We start from the raw sequence: 14,750 nt of genomic DNA on the forward strand, positions 1-14,750 counted from the left end.
ATCGAGGACATGGGAAGCAAGCCGAAGTTCTGGTTCCGTTACCAGGACGAGATGTGGCTGTTCAAACAAGCGAGGCCAAACACCGGGGAGCATTGGGCGGAGAAGGTCGCTTCGGAAATTGCCGTGCTGTTGAAGCTGCCGACGCATGAGGTCCGCCTCGCCCGACATGAAGGGCGCATGGGCTGCGCGGTGAGATCCTTCCTGAAGAAGGACCACACGCTGGTCCACGGGAACGAAGTGCTGGCAGGTGCCATCGAGGGCTATGACAAAGGCAAGCACCGCGGGCAGGCGGATCACAATTTTCAGAACATCGTGAATGCGCTGGAGAAGCGATTCCGAACGCCGGAAGTCCGCCTGAGCGTCTCCAATAGATTTGTTGGCTACCTCGTTCTGGATGCCCTGGTCGGCAACACGGACCGGCATCACGAAAACTGGGGAATCGTTGTCAAGCCGGTCGTCCAAAATGATGCAGGTGGAGTTCCTGTCTCCAAGCGCAGAATAGGGCTTGCTCCCACCTTTGATCACGGATCATCACTGGGGCGTGAATTGCTGGAGGGTCGTGCACGGCAGCTTGTGGCTGACCCGCAAGCCATCAACCGCTACATTCGGAAAGCCACAGGTGGAATTTTTCAAAACGCGCAAGCCCGCAAAGGCATGTCACCCATTGCCCTGGTGGAGTTGATCGCAGCGACCTATCCCGAACTGGTGAGGCCGTGGAGGGACCGCGTGGCGGCATTGCCAGAAGATTTTGCCGTCCCCCTGATTTCGTCTGTTCCAGCCTGGTGCATGACGGAGGCAAGCCGGGAGTTCGTTCTGGCGTTTCTTAGCGCGAGCCGTAATATGATCACAAAGATTCTATGAAAAGCCTTTTTCTTGCATGGCAAGCCCCGAAAGACAGCCGCCGGAGCAGCGCGTGGTTTCCTATCGGACGCCTGGATGCTGAATCCGCCGATTCAGAGGTGACCTCGTGCCGATTCCGTTACACGGGTGGTGCGAAGCGTGCGCAGCAGGAGGTGGGGTTTGAGCCTTTGGTCGCGTTCCCCGAGTTTACAGAGGACTACCGCTCGGAGAAGCTCTTCCCACTGTTTCACAACCGGGTGCTGTCGCACAAGAGGGCGGATTTCCCCGAATACATCGACTGGCTGGGCCTGAGCCGGAATGAAGCGGATCCGATCTCAATTTTGTCCGTGTCCGGCGGCACGCGGGTGACCGACAACCTGCAGACCTTCCCGAAAGTAGAGATGGGGGCGGACGGAAGTTTTCAATTGAGATTCTTTGCCCACGGGCTGCGCCATCTGACGGAAGCCTCGCGTGAGAGGGCGAGGAAGCTGATGCCCGGCGAAAAGCTACGCATCATGATTGAGGTCAATAATCCGGCGACGCGCGTCGCTGTGACATTGCACTCAGAGGATTACGTGATGGTAGGCTGGGCACCACGATATTTGGTGGACGACCTCGTGACCTGCATCCCCCTGGCTCCAGAGATCGAAGCCACTGTGGTGAAGGTGAATCATCTGCACGCTCCGTTGAATCAGTCCATCCTCGTAGAGTATTCTGGCAAGGCTCCCAAGAGCCATCTATTGATGTCGTCACCAGATTTCACGCCGCTGATTGGCTAGTGGTTTGAAACGACATGAGCAATGCCGAAACCCAACGTCTGGCGAGCCTCTACGAGCGGAAGCGGGCGGCGTTGAAGAAGCCGCTGCTGCACCAAGCCTTTGCCGGGGAGCTGGGATTCATTTTTTCCACGACCATGATCCGCTACACCCAAGGTGACCTCCTCCACGCGCCTGAGCACGCGATCACGAACGCTGTGAACACGGTGGGCGTGATGGGCAAGGGACTGGCACTGCAATTCAAACAGCGATTCCCGGACAACTTCCGGGCCTACGCCGCTGCCTGCAAGGCGGGTGAAGTGACGGTGGGGCGAATGTTCGTCACTCAGAGCGAGGAGCTCGAAGGCCTGCGCTGGATCATCAACTTCCCGACGAAACAGGACTGGCGGCATCCCTCGAAGCTCGAATGGGTGGCCGCTGGTCTGCAAGACCTGCGGCGCGTGCTGTTGGCCGAAGGCATCGCGTCCGTGGCGCTGCCGAAACTCGGCTGTGGTCTCGGCGGCCTGGACTGGAACACCGTGCGTCCGCTGATCGAGCACGCGCTGGGTGATCTGGAGGGCGTGGAGGTCGTGGTGTATGAGGGGCGGTGAAGTTCTTGAGCCAAGTTTTCCTTTTCTCCCAGCGCGACCCCTGGTTATAGTCCGCTCCCATGAGCAGCCCCGACATCCGCTGGATTCAGCGCTTCGATAACTTCAAGCGTGCCTATGCGCAGCTCCGCAAGGCGGCGGTGCTGGCGGGGCAGCGGAAGCTCTCGGAACTGGAGCAGCAGGGGCTGATCCAGGCGTTTGAGTTCACCCATGAGCTGGCGTGGAATACGCTGAAGGATTTCCTGGAGCTGAACGGCGTGACGGAACTCTACGGGTCGGTGAAAGCGACGCGGGCGGCCTTTGCCCGTGGCTTGATCGAGAATGGCGAGGTGTGGATGGAGATGATCAAGAGCCGCAACCGGTCGGTGCATGCCTACGATCAGGCGACGGCGGACCAGATCGCCGTGGACATTCTCAGCGGTTATGTGGCGGAATTTGGCAAGCTGGAGCAACGGCTGGAGGCCCTGAAGGAGGAGACGGCATGAACCATGGCCTGAGTGATGCGACGGTGAAGAAGATCCAGGCGGTGCTGGCAGGCTTTCCCGAAGTGGAGAAAGCGGTGCTCTATGGCTCCCGCGCCAAAGGTACTTTCAAACCGGGGTCGGACATCGACCTGACGCTGTACGGCCCGGAGCTGTCCTTCCGTCTGCTGGCGCGGATTGAGACGGCCTTGGATGATCTCCTGCTGCCCTATGAGATGGATCTCTCGCTGATGTCCTCCATCACGCATCCGGCGTTGATTGACCACATCCGCCGCGTGGGCCTGGTGCTTTACGAAAAGAATGCCGTGCCGCTGGAAGCCCTGCCTGCATGAACGAAGCCGAAACCCGCGCCGAGCACATCGACCCCGCCCTGAAAGCGGCGGGCTGGGGCGTGGTGGAGGGCAGCCGCATCCGGCGGGAGTATCCGATCACGACGGGACGGCTGGAGGGGAATGGCAAGAAGGGCAAGGCGCTGACGGCGGACTACGTCTTCGAGTACAAGAACACGAAGCTGGCGGTGAATGAGGCGAAGGCCTGGGACCTGCCGCTGACGGAAGGCGCGGCGCAGGCGAAGAACTATGCGGGCAAGCTGGCGCTAAGGCACGCCTACTGCACCAACGGCCAGGGCATCTATGCCATCGACATGCAGACGGGCGTAGAGAAGGAAATCTCCGCCTACCCGACACCCGATGAGCTGTGGGCGATGACGTTCGCGGAGGTGAACGCCTGGCGGGATCGCTTCGCGGCGGTGCCGCTCGATACGCCGGGCGGGAAGTGTGCTTATTACTACCAAGAGACAGCCATCGAGCGTGTGCTGGAGGCCATCGCGGCGGGGAAGGACCGCATCTTGCTGACGCTGGCGACTGGCACGGGGAAAACCTTCATCGCGTTTCAGATCGCGTGGAAGCTCTTCCAAGCACGCTGGAACCTGAGCGGAGAGCCGACACGCAGGCCTCGCATTCTCTTCCTCGCGGACCGGAACATTTTGGCGAACCAAGCCTACAACGCCTTCTCGGCCTTTCCCGAAGACGCGCTGGTGCGGATCGAGCCCGGCGAGATCAAGAAGAAGGGCAAGGTGCCGAAGAACGGCAGCGTCTTCTTCACGATCTTCCAGACCTTTTTGTCGGGACCAATGGAAAAGGCGCACTTCGGTGAGTATCCGGAGGACTTCTTCGACTTCATCATCATCGACGAGTGTCATCGCGGTGGCGCGAACGATGAGAGCACCTGGCGGGACATTTTGAATTACTTCAAGCCAGCGGTGCAACTCGGTCTGACGGCGACACCGAAGCGGAAGGACAATGTGGACACCTACCAGTATTTCGGTGAGCCGGTGTCTGTCTATTCGCTCAAGGAAGGCATCAACGACGGCTTCCTGACGCCCTTCCGCGTGAAGCAAATCCAGACGACGCTGGATGAGTATGTGTGGACGCCCGACGACACGGTGATGGAAGGCGAGGTGGAGGCCGGGAAGCTCTATGGGGAGGGCGATTTCAACAAGAAGCTCGAAATCAAAGAGCGTGAGCGCAAGCGGGTGGAGATCTTCATGTCCCAGATCAATCAGAAACAGAAGACGCTGGTCTTCTGCGCCAGTCAGGAGCACGCGTTGCTGGTGCGGGATCTGATTAACCAAACGAAGACCAGCACGGACCCGAACTACTGCCACCGCGTGACGGCGAATGACGGTGCGCTCGGCGAGCAGCATCTACGCGACTTCCAAAACAACGATAACGTCATCCCGACGATCCTCACGACCTCGCAGAAGCTCAGCACCGGCGTGGATGCGCGGAACATCCGCAACATCGTGCTGATGCGGCCGGTGAACTCGATGATCGAATTCAAGCAGATCATCGGACGCGGCACGCGGCTCTTTGACGGGAAGGACTACTTCACGATCTATGACTTCGTGAAGGCGCACCAGCACTTCCTCGATCCCGAATGGGACGGAGAACCCATGGAGCCGGAGACCTGCCCGACCTGCGGGCAGTATCCTTGCGTGTGTGTGGTCCCGCCGCCGGAACCGTGCGAGGTGTGTGGGCAATCTCCCTGCGTGTGTCCCTGTCCGGTGTGCGGCCAGCGCCCCTGCCAGTGTGGCGGCAAGAAGAAGGCCAAGGTCAAGCTGGCTGACGGCAAGGCGCGCACCATCCAACACATGATGATGACGACCTTCTGGCATCCTGATGGCACGCCAATGAGCGCGCAGCAGTTCATGGAGATGCTGTTCGGCAAGCTGCCAGAGTTCTTCCAGAGCGAAGACGAGCTGCGCGCTCTGTGGAGCGATCCGCTGACACGCAAGAAGCTCCTCGAAGGCCTGGAGGAGAAGGGCTTCGGCAAAAGCCAGCTCCACGAGATGCAGACCATCATCGACGCCGAGAAGAGCGACCTCTTCGATGTGCTGGCTCACGTCGCCTACGCGCTGCCGCCCCTGAGTCGTGAAGAACGTGCCGCGAAAGCGAAGGTGGAGATCAGCACGCACTTCAACAGCAAGCAGCAGGTCTTTCTCGACTTCGTGCTGTCACATTATGTCAGCGTCGGCGTCGAAGAACTCGACCAGGACAAGCTGACGCCGTTACTCAAGCTGAAGTATCACGACTCCATTCAGGATGCGGTGGCTGATCTCGGCAGCGACGTGGGCAAGGCCTTCGCGGGCTTCCAGAAGTATCTGTATCAGGACGTGGCGTGAGTGAGCGGGCGAGTGGGTAGCAAGAAAGGCTCGGGAGTCGATGCCTGCGAGCCGTGGGGCAAGGCTTTGGATGGGCCACGGTTTGGACGAGAGGACTTGGAGACTTGGAGACTATGAGGCTGGGAGAAGAGGAGATGATGAGCGGGCTGACGAAGCAGAATGACGAATCTCTGTTGCCTCTGTGATCTCCTGTGAAAAAAGGATTGGAACGGGCGGTGCTGGAGCAGCGACTGGCTGCTGGCAACAGCCGTTGGATCTCAGCGTTTGAACGATTTGAGCAGGGCTTGGGCGGCTTCGGCGGAAGAGGCGGGGTTTTGGCCGGTGATGAGCCACCCGTCGGTGACCCCATGAACGCTCCAATCCGGGCCTTGGCTGTCATGCCCGCCGGCTTTCTTCAGTTCAGCCTCCAGCAAAAACGGCACCACGTTCGTGAGCTTCACACCGGCTTCCTCGGTGTCGGAAAATCCGGTCACGTTCTTTCCTTGGATCAGAGGGTCGCCATTGGGCAGTTTGACGTGGAGCAAGGCACAGGGCGCATGGCACACGAAGGCCATGGGCTTTCCTTGTTGCTGAAAGGCTTCGATCAAGGCGATCGAGCTGGCATCCTGGGTCAGATCCCACAACGGGCCATGGCCGCCTGGATAGAAAACGGCGTCGTAATCGGAGGCCTTGACGCTGCTCAATGTCAACGTGTGCGCGAGTTTCTGCTGGAGCGGTGCATCCTGGTCGAACCGCAGGGTGAATTTCGTTTGAGCCTCAGCCTCCTGGCTTCGGGGATCGATCGGCGGCTGCCCGCCTTGGGGCGAGGCCAGAGTGATCTCCGCCCCGGCATCCGCCAGTTGATAATAGGGAGCTGCAAACTCCTCCACCCAGAAGCCGGTTTTCTGGCCGGTGTCACCCAACTGGCCGTGGGAGGTGAGGACGATCAAGACTTTCATGATGATGGGAGGGCTCATGGCTGGTGGTTCAAGGTTTCCGTGGGTTGTGTCGTGCGCATCCCACCCATGAGCCGGAGCGCCGTGGCATGCACTGGGGCGTAACCCTACCCGCCGGACTTGCAGAGTGGGTGTGAGGGGGGGGAGGGAGATGCGGACGAGGGCGTCCGCGCTCCTGTAGGGGGGAGGCGGCGGGGCCGCCGCTCGGCTGCTCTGCGTTGACTCTGGATGCTCGGTCCTTGACCGCTTGACCAAGCCTTGGCGCTTTGACCATGAACGGGGCAGGGGCTTTGGGTTGGAGACCCCATGGCGCAGGGAACCGCGGCTGTGTAGTCTTGCGTCGAGATCAATCTGAACCTGCCACCACCCCAACCCTCCACCCTGATGAAAACTCTTTCCTGGCTCGCCTGCAGCCTGACGCTGGCCAGTGCGCTCGCGTGCTGCAGCTACGACAACCGCCCTTACGGTCACACACACGCGAGTTACCGCTCGTCGGCCCACCGCACGACTTACCCAGGCACCTACACCTCGGACCGCTACGTGGTGCCCACGAGAACGCAGACGGTTGTTTCCGGCTATCCGCCGGACCGGTACATGTCGGTGGGCGGGTACGGCTACGTGCCGCCGGCCCCACGGACGGCCCCTTGGCCGCTGCGCTAGCCAGGGACTTGGAGAGGTGATGCGGCGGCGTGTGTGGCTCTGAATCACGAACCTCAATGCCGTTAAGCTATCCCGTTCTGAAGGGGGGAGTTGGAGGTGAAGCGAGGCTTGGCGAGCGAGAGCCACCGGACCCACAAGCAGACAACCACGTCGATGTCACCGCGCCCTGGAAGGGCGCGAGGAGGGTGGGAGTCTTCCCAAAGCATGATCCACCAAGCCCGCGTTCGTTTCTCGCGCTCCTGCCGGAGCGCGGCGGGTGGCAGAGTTGAGCGCGGTCCTTGGTCCGGTGGTTCCCGATGGCTACGCCATCTGCACCACCGGCTGAGTTCTAGCGAGCCTCCGGCTCGTTCATCCAAACCGGTGAGGCACAAGATTGCTTCACGGCATTGCCTCGAACCTCTAACGCGCCTTCGCCCTCACCTCGCCTCCTGCTTGTTGCCGATGACGTTTTGCCCGATGACGTTGGCCTTGCCGCCGATGAAGACCATGGACGGCTCTTTGCTGCGTTGGTCCGCCGCGCGGTCGTCGCGGATGATGTTGCCGTTGATCATGCTGTTGGTGACTTTTTCGAGGCGGATGCCCACGCCGTCGCTGTCGAGCACGCTGTTGTGGTTGATCTGGAAGCGGTTGCCGGACTCGATGTCCACGGCGGCGCGCTTCTTCCACACGCCGGAGATGACGTTGCTGCTGAGGATGCAGTCCGCGCAGCGGAGGAAGACGAGGCCGTTTTTCTCGGCGTTGTCATTGCCGTTGACGAGGTAGCGCGGGTTGCGGTCGAAGTTGTTGCCGGTGACGACGATGTTCTCGCTGTCCTCGACGAGCAGGTCGTGCTGGAAGCCTTCCCAGAAGGTGTTGCCGGTGATCACCACGCCGCGTGCATGGCGGATTTCGATGTTCACCTGCACGTCGCTGAACACATTGGCGCTGATGGTCACGTTGCCTTCACGTGTGTGCTCGCGGCCGACGCGGCGTAGCAGGGATTCATCCTTGCCGGAGCCGATGATGCGGATGTTGGCCGAATCGGGTGATTTGTTGGTGTGCTGGATCGTGCAGCCGGTCACGGCCACCTCGCCGATGGAGCCGCCGCGTGAGTCGAGCTCGATGTTCGCGCTCGGCGGCCCTTCGGCGGCGTGATTGCCCTCGATATCGCAGGTGCCGATGTGCAGGTTGCGCACGTTGCCGGCGCGTGAGACCACGCCGCCGCCGCCGTTGTAGCTGATGTGGCTGCCCACGATGTTGGACTGGTGCAGGTTCACATCGTCATAAAACACGCCCACGCCGGTGTTGTGGTAGAAATGGCAGGCGGAGATCAGCACGTTGCGGTTGCGTTTCGTGAGATGCACCGCGTGGCGGCAGTCGCGCACGACCACGCGGCTCAGCGTGATCTGCATGGTGCCCGTGGCCTCGATGCCGTCCGCCTCCGCATGCGCACCGACGATTTCGATGCCGTCCACCATGGGCGTGCGTTCCTTTTCCCACACTTCCGGCTTGAAGGTGCTCGGCGCGGCCGATCCCTCATGCGTGCCGATGAAATGAACGGCCGGTCCGGCGGCGGTCATGAGCAGTCTTGCCGTGCCATCACCGCTCAGTGCCGCGAAGCCGGTCTTGGTCAAATCGACCGTCAGTGTCTTCGTCAGGCGGTAGGTGCCCTTGGCCAGTTTCACGCTGCCCTGCGTGTCGAGCAGTTGCTGGACCGCCGCCGTGTCATCGGTCTTGCCATCGCCGACGGGCTGCTGGGCCGGGCAGATCGTGATGAAGGAGAGCAGGAGCAGGAGCGTTTTTCGGATCATAAGCGGAGCGTACTCAGGAGCGCTGGATTTCGTCAATCGCAGACTCGTTGGTTTGAGAAGTTGTCTCATGGCGCAATCACTTGAAACCAAGCTCATCTGGGCAACGTAACGACCACGTCATTTAACTCTCCCATGTCCATGCATACCACCACCCGCATCCTCGCCGTCGTCGCCGGATTGAGCACTGCCTCCGCTTTCGCGCAGGCGGATCTCTCCGAGGCTTTCCTCCCGATGTTTCAGCCGCTGCCCGCCCAGGCCGCCTCGCCGGACAATGAGATCACCGAGGCGAAGGTGAACCTTGGCCGCCAGCTCTACTATGAGAACCGCATCTCCAAAGGCGAGAAACTCTCCTGCAACTCCTGCCACATGCTCGACAAGTACGGCCAGGACAATCTGCCCTTCTCCCCCGGCCACGAAGGCAAGCTCGGCGGACGCAGTTCCCCCTCCACCTACAACGCCGCCATCCACATCGCCCAGTTCTGGGATGGTCGTGAGCCAACGGTCGAAGCACAGGCCAAAGGCCCTGTGCTGAACCCCGTCGAAATGGGCATGCCCAGCGCCGACTTCGTGGTGAAAGTGCTCAAGAGCATGCCCGGCTACGTCGAAGGCTTCAAGGCCGCCTTCCCCGGCGAGGCCGATCCCATCACTTATGACAACTTTGGCAAGGCTGTGGGTGCCTTCGAGCGCGGACTCCTCACCCCTGGCAAATGGGACGCCTTCCTCAAGGGCAACAAAGACGCGCTCTCCGCCGAGGAGAAGAAAGGCTTCGCCACCTTTGCCAAGACCGGCTGCGTCACCTGCCACAATGGCGCGGGTGTCGGCGGCATGATGTATCAGAAGCTCGGCCTCGTGAAGCCCTGGCCCGAGCTCAAGGACAACGGCCGTAGCGACGTGACCAAGAACGACGGTGAGAAGTTCTTCTTCAAAGTCCCCAGCCTGCGCAACATCACCGAGACGGCCCCTTACCTCCACGACGGCTCCGTCAAAACGCTCGACGAGATGGTCAAGAAGATGGCTGAATACCAGCTCGGCAAGCAGCTCTCCGACGAGGAAACCGCCTCCATCATCACCTTCCTCAAGGCCTTGAAAGGCGAGATCCCCACCGACTACGTCAAGGCTCCGAAGCTGCCAGAAAGCGGCCCGAACACGCCGAAAGCGTAAAGCAGCACGGGCTTTTCAGCTCGTGTCTCATCTACTCATCTCATCAGCCGGGCCGCGAGGTCCGGCTGATTTGTTTTCGGAGCGTCTGTCCGCAGCGGAACCCCCAGGCAAGTCCGCCAGTTTTCAGAAAACGAATGCGGACGTTCGTTTCACGTCCTTCCCGACCACGATCATCCCCAATCAATTCAGTCCGCTGATCTTGCAGCCCTGGGCCTCGTGCTGAGGTGTGGGGACGGGTTTGCCGGAGAGGATGGCGTCGAGCGCGTCGCGCAGATCTTGGGTGGTGGCGGCACGCTGGCGCTTGGTGGGTCCGAGGTAGAGGTCGTTGATGCGGCCTTGGTAAAGCGTTTCAGCTTTGGGCGAGAGGACGATGGCCTCGGGCGTGATTCTGGCCTTCAACTGCTTGGCGAGAGCCTGCCCTTTGTCGAGTAGCACGGTGGTTTTGACCTCGGAGAGGATGGCGTGCTCCAGGGCGACCTCGAGAGTGATCTCGGGATCGGAATGGATGAGGTGGAAGACCACGCGGTCGCTGTAATCGGCGGTGATCTGATTGATCTCCTTCATGAAGGACTTCGTGGTGGAGCAGAACGGCGAGACGAAGAAGAGCACCACGGCTTTCTTGTCGCCAGCGGCGGCAGGATCGTAGGTCTTGCCGTCGGTGGCGGGCAGTTCGAGCGCGGTGGCGATGCTGGTGAGGAGCAGGGAGGCGAGAATGGCGATGGAGCGCATGGAGTGATGGAGAGCTGGATTAGCGATGACGGGCTTTTGATAGCAAACCACGCAACGCATCAACGAATTCGCACGAAATGAAGCCAACGAAATGGAGAACCAAGGGGTAAATCCAGCCGAGAATCATCATGGCCATGGTGGCAGGAGTCTCGGGAGCTACCTCTCGCAGGCCTTCCCGGCCATAGAAATGGTGAGCCAACTCGGGAATGAGAAGGTCAATAGAGAAGTAGGCGAAGATGACCAACACCCATCCAATCGCAATGGATGTGCTGAGCTTTTCTCGGCGATAACCAGTGATGATGGGTGCCATCAAAGCGATCAGCAAAAGGATCGGTCCTATCGCTTGGATCGCAATCATGACGGCGGCTGGTTGACGGTTCAGCCTGCGTTCAATGCTGCGACAGCCGCATCAAGCGAGGCGACGTCCTTGATGCTGATGACCTTCACGGATTTGTCGATCTTGCCCATCAAACCGGCAAGCGTGGCATCGGGACCGAGTTCGATGAAGAGCGTGTGACCGGCGGCGATGAGGTGCTGCATGCTTTCCACCCAGCGGACGCTGCCGGTGACCTGGCTGGTGAGGGTGGCACGGATTTCCTCGGGCGTGGAGACGGGGCGGGCCTCGAAGTTGCAGATGACGGGGACGCGCGGGCTTTGGATCGGCGCGGCGGCGAGAGCGAGGGCGAGTTTGTCCTGCGCGGACTTCATCAAGCGGCTGTGATAAGCGCCGGCGACGGGCAGGGGGATGGCGCGTTTGATGCCCTTGTCTTTTGATTTGGCGGCGGCCGCCGCGATGCCTTCAGCGCTGCCGCTGAGGACGATCTGGCCGGGGGCGTTCAAGTTCGCGACATCCACGTCGCATTCGGCAGCGAGTTCGCGGATGGCGGATTCCTCACCGCCGAGCAGAGCAAGCATCGCACCTTGGGTGTTCTGGCAGGCTTCCTCCATGAAGCTGCCGCGTTGGAAGACGAGGTAGAGGCCGGTGGCGAAGTCGAAGGTGCCAGCGGCGGCGTGGGCGGTGAATTCGCCGAGTGAGAGACCGGCGGTGGCGGTGATGTTGAGCGACGGGACTTTTTCCTTCAGCACCTCCAGGATGGCGAGGCCGTGGGCATAGAGCGCGGGCTGGCAGTGGCTGGTGCGGGTCAGTTCCTCCATCGGACCCTCAAACATGACGTTGGTGAGCGTGTGGCCGAGGGCGGCGTCGGCCTGGTCAAAGAGGGCGCGGACGGTCGGGTAAGCTTCGGCAAGATCTTTGCCCATGCCGACTTTTTGGGCGCCTTGACCGGCGAAGAGGAGGACTGCGTTCATTCTGGATGCTTGATGGTGGTTGCTAGATGACTGGAGGGTGATTGAGCACGGCGGTTGAGCGTGGTCAAGGAGTCAGGAGGTCAAGGAGGGCGCGGGACTGTGATAGGACGGCGGTTTCGAGCAACTCGGGGCCGCGTTGCATGGCTTCAGCGAGGGGCATGGTCTTTGGTTTGATGGCGCAGAGGAGGTCGAAGCGGGTGCGGAGCTGGTCTTCGGCCTCGATGGCTCCGGCGAAGGCGGCGACGGGTTTGCCGACCTCACGGGCGAGGTCGGCGACACCCATGGGGCCTTTGCCATGAAGCGTTTGCGCATCAAGGCGGCCTTCACCCGTGATGACGAGGTCAGCAGCGGCGACACGGCGGCGGAGGTGGACGAGATCGGCGATCAAATCGAAACCGCTGGTGAGTTTGGCCCCGCAGAAGCTCATGAGGCCGAATCCGAGGCCGCCAGCGGCTCCCGCGCCGGGAATTTCGCGGTGATCGACGCCGAGATCACGCTGCACGATGTCGGCAATGCGCTGGAGGCGGCTTTCAAAGAACGCAAAGTCCCGCACACCTTTCTGGGTGCCATAGACGCGGGTGCAGCCGTGCGGGCCGAGCAGGGAATTGTTCACGTCGCAGGCGACGAGGATTTCGGGCATGCGCTGTTCACCGCGCTCGATCTTTGCCAGCTTGTCCATGTGCTGGATGATGGGTGTGAGCGGCTCACCATCGGCATCCAGGAAGCGGCAGCCAAGCGCGGCGGCCATGCCAATGCCTGCATCGTTGGTGGCGCTGCCACCGATGCCGATGACGATGCGGCTGACGCCGCGTTCGATGGTGTCCTGGAGCATCAATCCGGTGCCGAGGGTGCTGGCGATGGCGGGATTGAGCGGGAGATCGCTGACCATGGCAAGGCCGGAGGCGGCGCTCATTTCCATGATGGCTTCAAACTGACTGCCATCCCGGACGAGACCGTAGCGGGCGGTCACGGGGCGATTTTGAGCGTCAAAGGTGGCGGTTTCGCACCATTCGCCCTTCAAGGCGGCGATGACGGCCTCGGCGGTGCCCTCCCCGCCGTCGGCGATAGGGCAGAGGTCGCATTCTACCCCTGGAATCGCCTGCTTGAGGGCCGATTCGATGGCCTGGGCGGCCACGGTAGCGGGGATGGAGCCTTTGAACTTGTCGATGGCGATGAGGATGCGCATGGGCGGCGCATGATGGCAAGAGGGGCGGCTTTGCCAAGCTGGGGGTGTATCTGGGAGCGAAATCGGTGAGCTAGGAGGTGTCAGAAAAATGTAAAATTTCCCCCGGATACCCCTTGCTTTGTAGGGTTGATTATTATAGTTGTTATGACTGTTATGACTGTTATGTCATTCACTACTCTGGCAGAGGTCAGTCACCCACTGGCCCCACCCAGTTCGGAACGCGCCACTGGCGACGGTCCTGGAGGCATTGTGACTCGTTCTGGACGCTTCGAGCAGGAGCAGGAGGCGCTGAACCTGCGCAATGCGCGGATGGGCGCGTGGTTTGTGATGATCCTGGTTCCGCTGTGCAGTTTTTTGGACTGGATGGCCTACCCAGAGCGCTACTGGGAGTTTCTGGTGCTGCGGCTGGCCTGTGCGGCGGGCTGTGTGCCGTTGCTGCTGGCGCTGAATGGTTCGCTGGGGCGGAAGTACTGCCGAGCCTACCCGGTGATCCTGCCGCTGCTGCCAGCGCTCATGATTTGCTTCATGATTTACCTGAGCGGTGATCCCGGCTCCGGCTACTACGCCGGTCTGACACTGTGCATCGTCGCGACGGCGTTTGTGTTTCATTGGACCTTCCGGGAGATAGGCATCACGCTCGGTCTCGTTGTCCTGGGCTATCTGGCCGCCACGCTGCCAAATCTGCGTGAGGCGACTGATCCGCGCGCGCTGGGTATTTTCGTGAACAACACGGGCTTCATCCTGCTGAACTGCGTGGTGCTTTATTTTGGCAGCCGTCAGCATCATGCGATCCGTGCGCGGGAGTTTGAAAGCCGCTGCAAGGTGGAGGAGCAGCGGGAGGAACTGGCTGCGCGAAACGATGAGCTGGTGGAAACGCTCAACCGCCTGCGTGAGACCGAGGCACAGCTCGCACAGAGTGAGAAGCTGGCCTCCATCGGCAGGCTGGGGGCCGGAATTGTGCATGAGATCAACAACCCGCTGAACTATGTGAAGTCGGCGATCTACCTCTTGAAGAAAAAGGGCAAGGCGATGCCGCCGGAGATCGCGGAATCGGTGAACCGCATCGCGGCGGACATCGGGGAGGGGATTGACCGCGTGGCGGCCATCGTCTCCGACCTGCGCACCTTCGCGCATCCCGAAAATCGCGGGGTGCGGCCGATTGACCTGCATGAGACGAGCCGCAAGGCGCTGCGTCTGCTGGCCAAGGAGATCAGCGACCGCCAGGTGACGCTGGTGGATGAGATCCCGCCGGGAATCATCGCGCAAGGGGATGAGAACTACCTGATTCAAATCCTGCTGAACCTCGTGCAGAACAGCCTGGACGCCTTGGCTGGGCGTCCCGGGCCGACGATCCTCATCAAGGCGGTCGAAACCGTGAACGGTGTCGATTTGATCGTGCGGGACAACGGCTCCGGCATTCTAAAGGAGAATCTCTCCAAGATTTTTGATCCGTTTTTCACCACCAAGCAGGTGGGGCAGGGCATGGGCCTCGGTCTGAGCATCTGCTTCCGCTTGATCCAGCAGATGGATGGCGAGGTGAAGATCGAATCCGAGGCGGGGAGCCACACGCAGTTTACCCTCAGCCTGAAGAAACCTGACAACGCCTGAAGTTC

Annotated in this window: 13 protein-coding genes and 1 pseudogene; 8 read left to right on the forward strand and 6 right to left on the reverse strand. The window is 60.9% G+C overall.

Going from position 1 to position 14,750, the window contains the following annotated elements; translation table 11 throughout:
- Positions 1-9: 9 nt before the first annotated feature.
- The 6 genes and pseudogenes from ACILSI_RS00665 (at position 10) to hsdR (ending at position 5,368) form a co-directional block, all read left to right on the forward strand.
- Positions 10-861 carry a HipA domain-containing protein gene (locus ACILSI_RS00665; RefSeq protein ID WP_395719900.1) on the forward strand — a complete coding sequence of 284 codons (852 nt, stop codon included), beginning with the start codon at positions 10-12 and terminating at the stop codon, positions 859-861.
- Positions 858-1,619 (forward strand): DNA-binding protein, encoded by a 762-nt coding sequence (locus ACILSI_RS00670; protein ID WP_395719901.1) that lies wholly within the window; start codon positions 858-860, stop codon positions 1,617-1,619. Before ACILSI_RS00665 ends, ACILSI_RS00670 begins: the two co-directional genes overlap by 4 nt.
- Positions 1,620-1,753: 134 nt before the next feature.
- Positions 1,754-2,197: pseudogene (locus ACILSI_RS00675) on the forward strand (macro domain-containing protein); the annotation flags it as partial.
- Between the two features lie 68 nt (positions 2,198-2,265).
- Entirely contained in the window at positions 2,266-2,688 is a 423-nt protein-coding gene (locus tag ACILSI_RS00680) for a nucleotidyltransferase substrate binding protein (protein ID WP_395719902.1), read from the forward strand.
- Complete coding sequence (locus ACILSI_RS00685) at positions 2,685-3,017, forward strand: nucleotidyltransferase domain-containing protein (RefSeq protein ID WP_395719903.1); 333 nt, start codon at positions 2,685-2,687, stop codon at positions 3,015-3,017. The genes ACILSI_RS00680 and ACILSI_RS00685 overlap by 4 nt, the downstream gene beginning before the upstream one ends.
- Positions 3,014-5,368 (forward strand): EcoAI/FtnUII family type I restriction enzme subunit R, encoded by a 2,355-nt coding sequence (gene hsdR, locus ACILSI_RS00690; RefSeq protein WP_395719904.1) that lies wholly within the window; start codon positions 3,014-3,016, stop codon positions 5,366-5,368. Before ACILSI_RS00685 ends, hsdR begins: the two co-directional genes overlap by 4 nt.
- A gap of 257 nt (positions 5,369-5,625) precedes the next feature.
- Here the strand turns inward: hsdR and ACILSI_RS00695 are convergent, their stop codons facing one another.
- Positions 5,626-6,306: a type 1 glutamine amidotransferase domain-containing protein gene (locus ACILSI_RS00695; RefSeq protein ID WP_395719945.1), complete on the reverse strand. Its 681-nt coding sequence runs from the start codon at positions 6,304-6,306 to the stop codon at positions 5,626-5,628.
- A 1,073-nt stretch (positions 6,307-7,379) separates the two neighbouring features.
- Entirely contained in the window at positions 7,380-8,753 is a 1,374-nt protein-coding gene (locus tag ACILSI_RS00700; protein WP_395719905.1) for a right-handed parallel beta-helix repeat-containing protein, read from the reverse strand.
- Positions 8,754-8,891: 138 nt separating this feature from the next.
- Here ACILSI_RS00700 and ACILSI_RS00705 point away from each other — a divergent pair, with 138 nt between their 5' ends.
- Positions 8,892-9,914 carry a cytochrome-c peroxidase gene (locus ACILSI_RS00705; RefSeq protein ID WP_395719906.1) on the forward strand — a complete coding sequence of 341 codons (1,023 nt, stop codon included), beginning with the start codon at positions 8,892-8,894 and terminating at the stop codon, positions 9,912-9,914.
- A gap of 180 nt (positions 9,915-10,094) precedes the next feature.
- Here ACILSI_RS00705 and ACILSI_RS00710 read toward each other — a convergent pair whose 3' ends face one another.
- The 4 genes from ACILSI_RS00710 to ACILSI_RS00725 all read right to left on the reverse strand — a co-directional run bounded on the left by ACILSI_RS00710 (position 10,095) and on the right by ACILSI_RS00725 (position 13,137).
- Positions 10,095-10,643 carry a redoxin family protein gene (locus ACILSI_RS00710; protein ID WP_395719907.1) on the reverse strand — a complete coding sequence of 183 codons (549 nt, stop codon included), beginning with the start codon at positions 10,641-10,643 and terminating at the stop codon, positions 10,095-10,097.
- A 19-nt stretch (positions 10,644-10,662) separates the two neighbouring features.
- A complete protein-coding gene (locus ACILSI_RS00715) occupies positions 10,663-11,001 on the reverse strand; it encodes a hypothetical protein (protein WP_395719908.1) in 339 nt (112 codons plus the stop codon).
- 20 nt (positions 11,002-11,021) lie between these two features.
- Positions 11,022-11,951, reverse strand: a complete 930-nt coding sequence (gene fabD, locus ACILSI_RS00720) for an ACP S-malonyltransferase (protein ID WP_395719909.1) — start codon at positions 11,949-11,951, stop codon at positions 11,022-11,024.
- A gap of 64 nt (positions 11,952-12,015) precedes the next feature.
- Positions 12,016-13,137 (reverse strand): glycerate kinase, encoded by a 1,122-nt coding sequence (locus ACILSI_RS00725; RefSeq protein WP_395719910.1) that lies wholly within the window; start codon positions 13,135-13,137, stop codon positions 12,016-12,018.
- Positions 13,138-13,299: 162 nt separating this feature from the next.
- Between ACILSI_RS00725 and ACILSI_RS00730 the strand changes: the two genes are divergently transcribed.
- The gene (locus tag ACILSI_RS00730) at positions 13,300-14,745 is read left to right on the forward strand and encodes a sensor histidine kinase (protein WP_395719911.1); all 1,446 of its coding nucleotides are present in this window, start codon (positions 13,300-13,302) and stop codon (positions 14,743-14,745) included.
- Positions 14,746-14,750: the final 5 nt, after the last annotated feature.

This window comes from Prosthecobacter sp., from assembly GCF_044232965.1.
Taxonomy (GTDB): Bacteria; Verrucomicrobiota; Verrucomicrobiia; order Verrucomicrobiales; family Verrucomicrobiaceae; genus Prosthecobacter.

Excerpts from the sequence above, each read along its gene's own strand:
- ACILSI_RS00705 (WP_395719906.1), top strand. The coding sequence starts at position 8,892 with ATGCATACCACCACCCGCATCCTCGCCGTCGTCGCCGGATTGAGCACT.
- ACILSI_RS00695 (WP_395719945.1), bottom strand. The coding sequence starts at position 6,306 with ATGAAAGTCTTGATCGTCCTCACCTCCCACGGCCAGTTGGGTGACACC.
- ACILSI_RS00670 (WP_395719901.1), top strand. The coding sequence starts at position 858 with ATGAAAAGCCTTTTTCTTGCATGGCAAGCCCCGAAAGACAGCCGCCGG.
- ACILSI_RS00710 (WP_395719907.1), bottom strand. The coding sequence starts at position 10,643 with ATGCGCTCCATCGCCATTCTCGCCTCCCTGCTCCTCACCAGCATCGCC.
- ACILSI_RS00680 (WP_395719902.1), top strand. The coding sequence starts at position 2,266 with ATGAGCAGCCCCGACATCCGCTGGATTCAGCGCTTCGATAACTTCAAG.
- ACILSI_RS00665 (WP_395719900.1), top strand. The coding sequence starts at position 10 with ATGGGAAGCAAGCCGAAGTTCTGGTTCCGTTACCAGGACGAGATGTGG.
- ACILSI_RS00715 (WP_395719908.1), bottom strand. The coding sequence starts at position 11,001 with ATGATTGCGATCCAAGCGATAGGACCGATCCTTTTGCTGATCGCTTTG.
- ACILSI_RS00685 (WP_395719903.1), top strand. The coding sequence starts at position 2,685 with ATGAACCATGGCCTGAGTGATGCGACGGTGAAGAAGATCCAGGCGGTG.
- ACILSI_RS00730 (WP_395719911.1), top strand. The coding sequence starts at position 13,300 with ATGTCATTCACTACTCTGGCAGAGGTCAGTCACCCACTGGCCCCACCC.
- ACILSI_RS00700 (WP_395719905.1), bottom strand. The coding sequence starts at position 8,753 with ATGATCCGAAAAACGCTCCTGCTCCTGCTCTCCTTCATCACGATCTGC.
- fabD (WP_395719909.1), bottom strand. The coding sequence starts at position 11,951 with ATGAACGCAGTCCTCCTCTTCGCCGGTCAAGGCGCCCAAAAAGTCGGC.
- ACILSI_RS00725 (WP_395719910.1), bottom strand. The coding sequence starts at position 13,137 with ATGCGCATCCTCATCGCCATCGACAAGTTCAAAGGCTCCATCCCCGCT.
- hsdR (WP_395719904.1), top strand. The coding sequence starts at position 3,014 with ATGAACGAAGCCGAAACCCGCGCCGAGCACATCGACCCCGCCCTGAAA.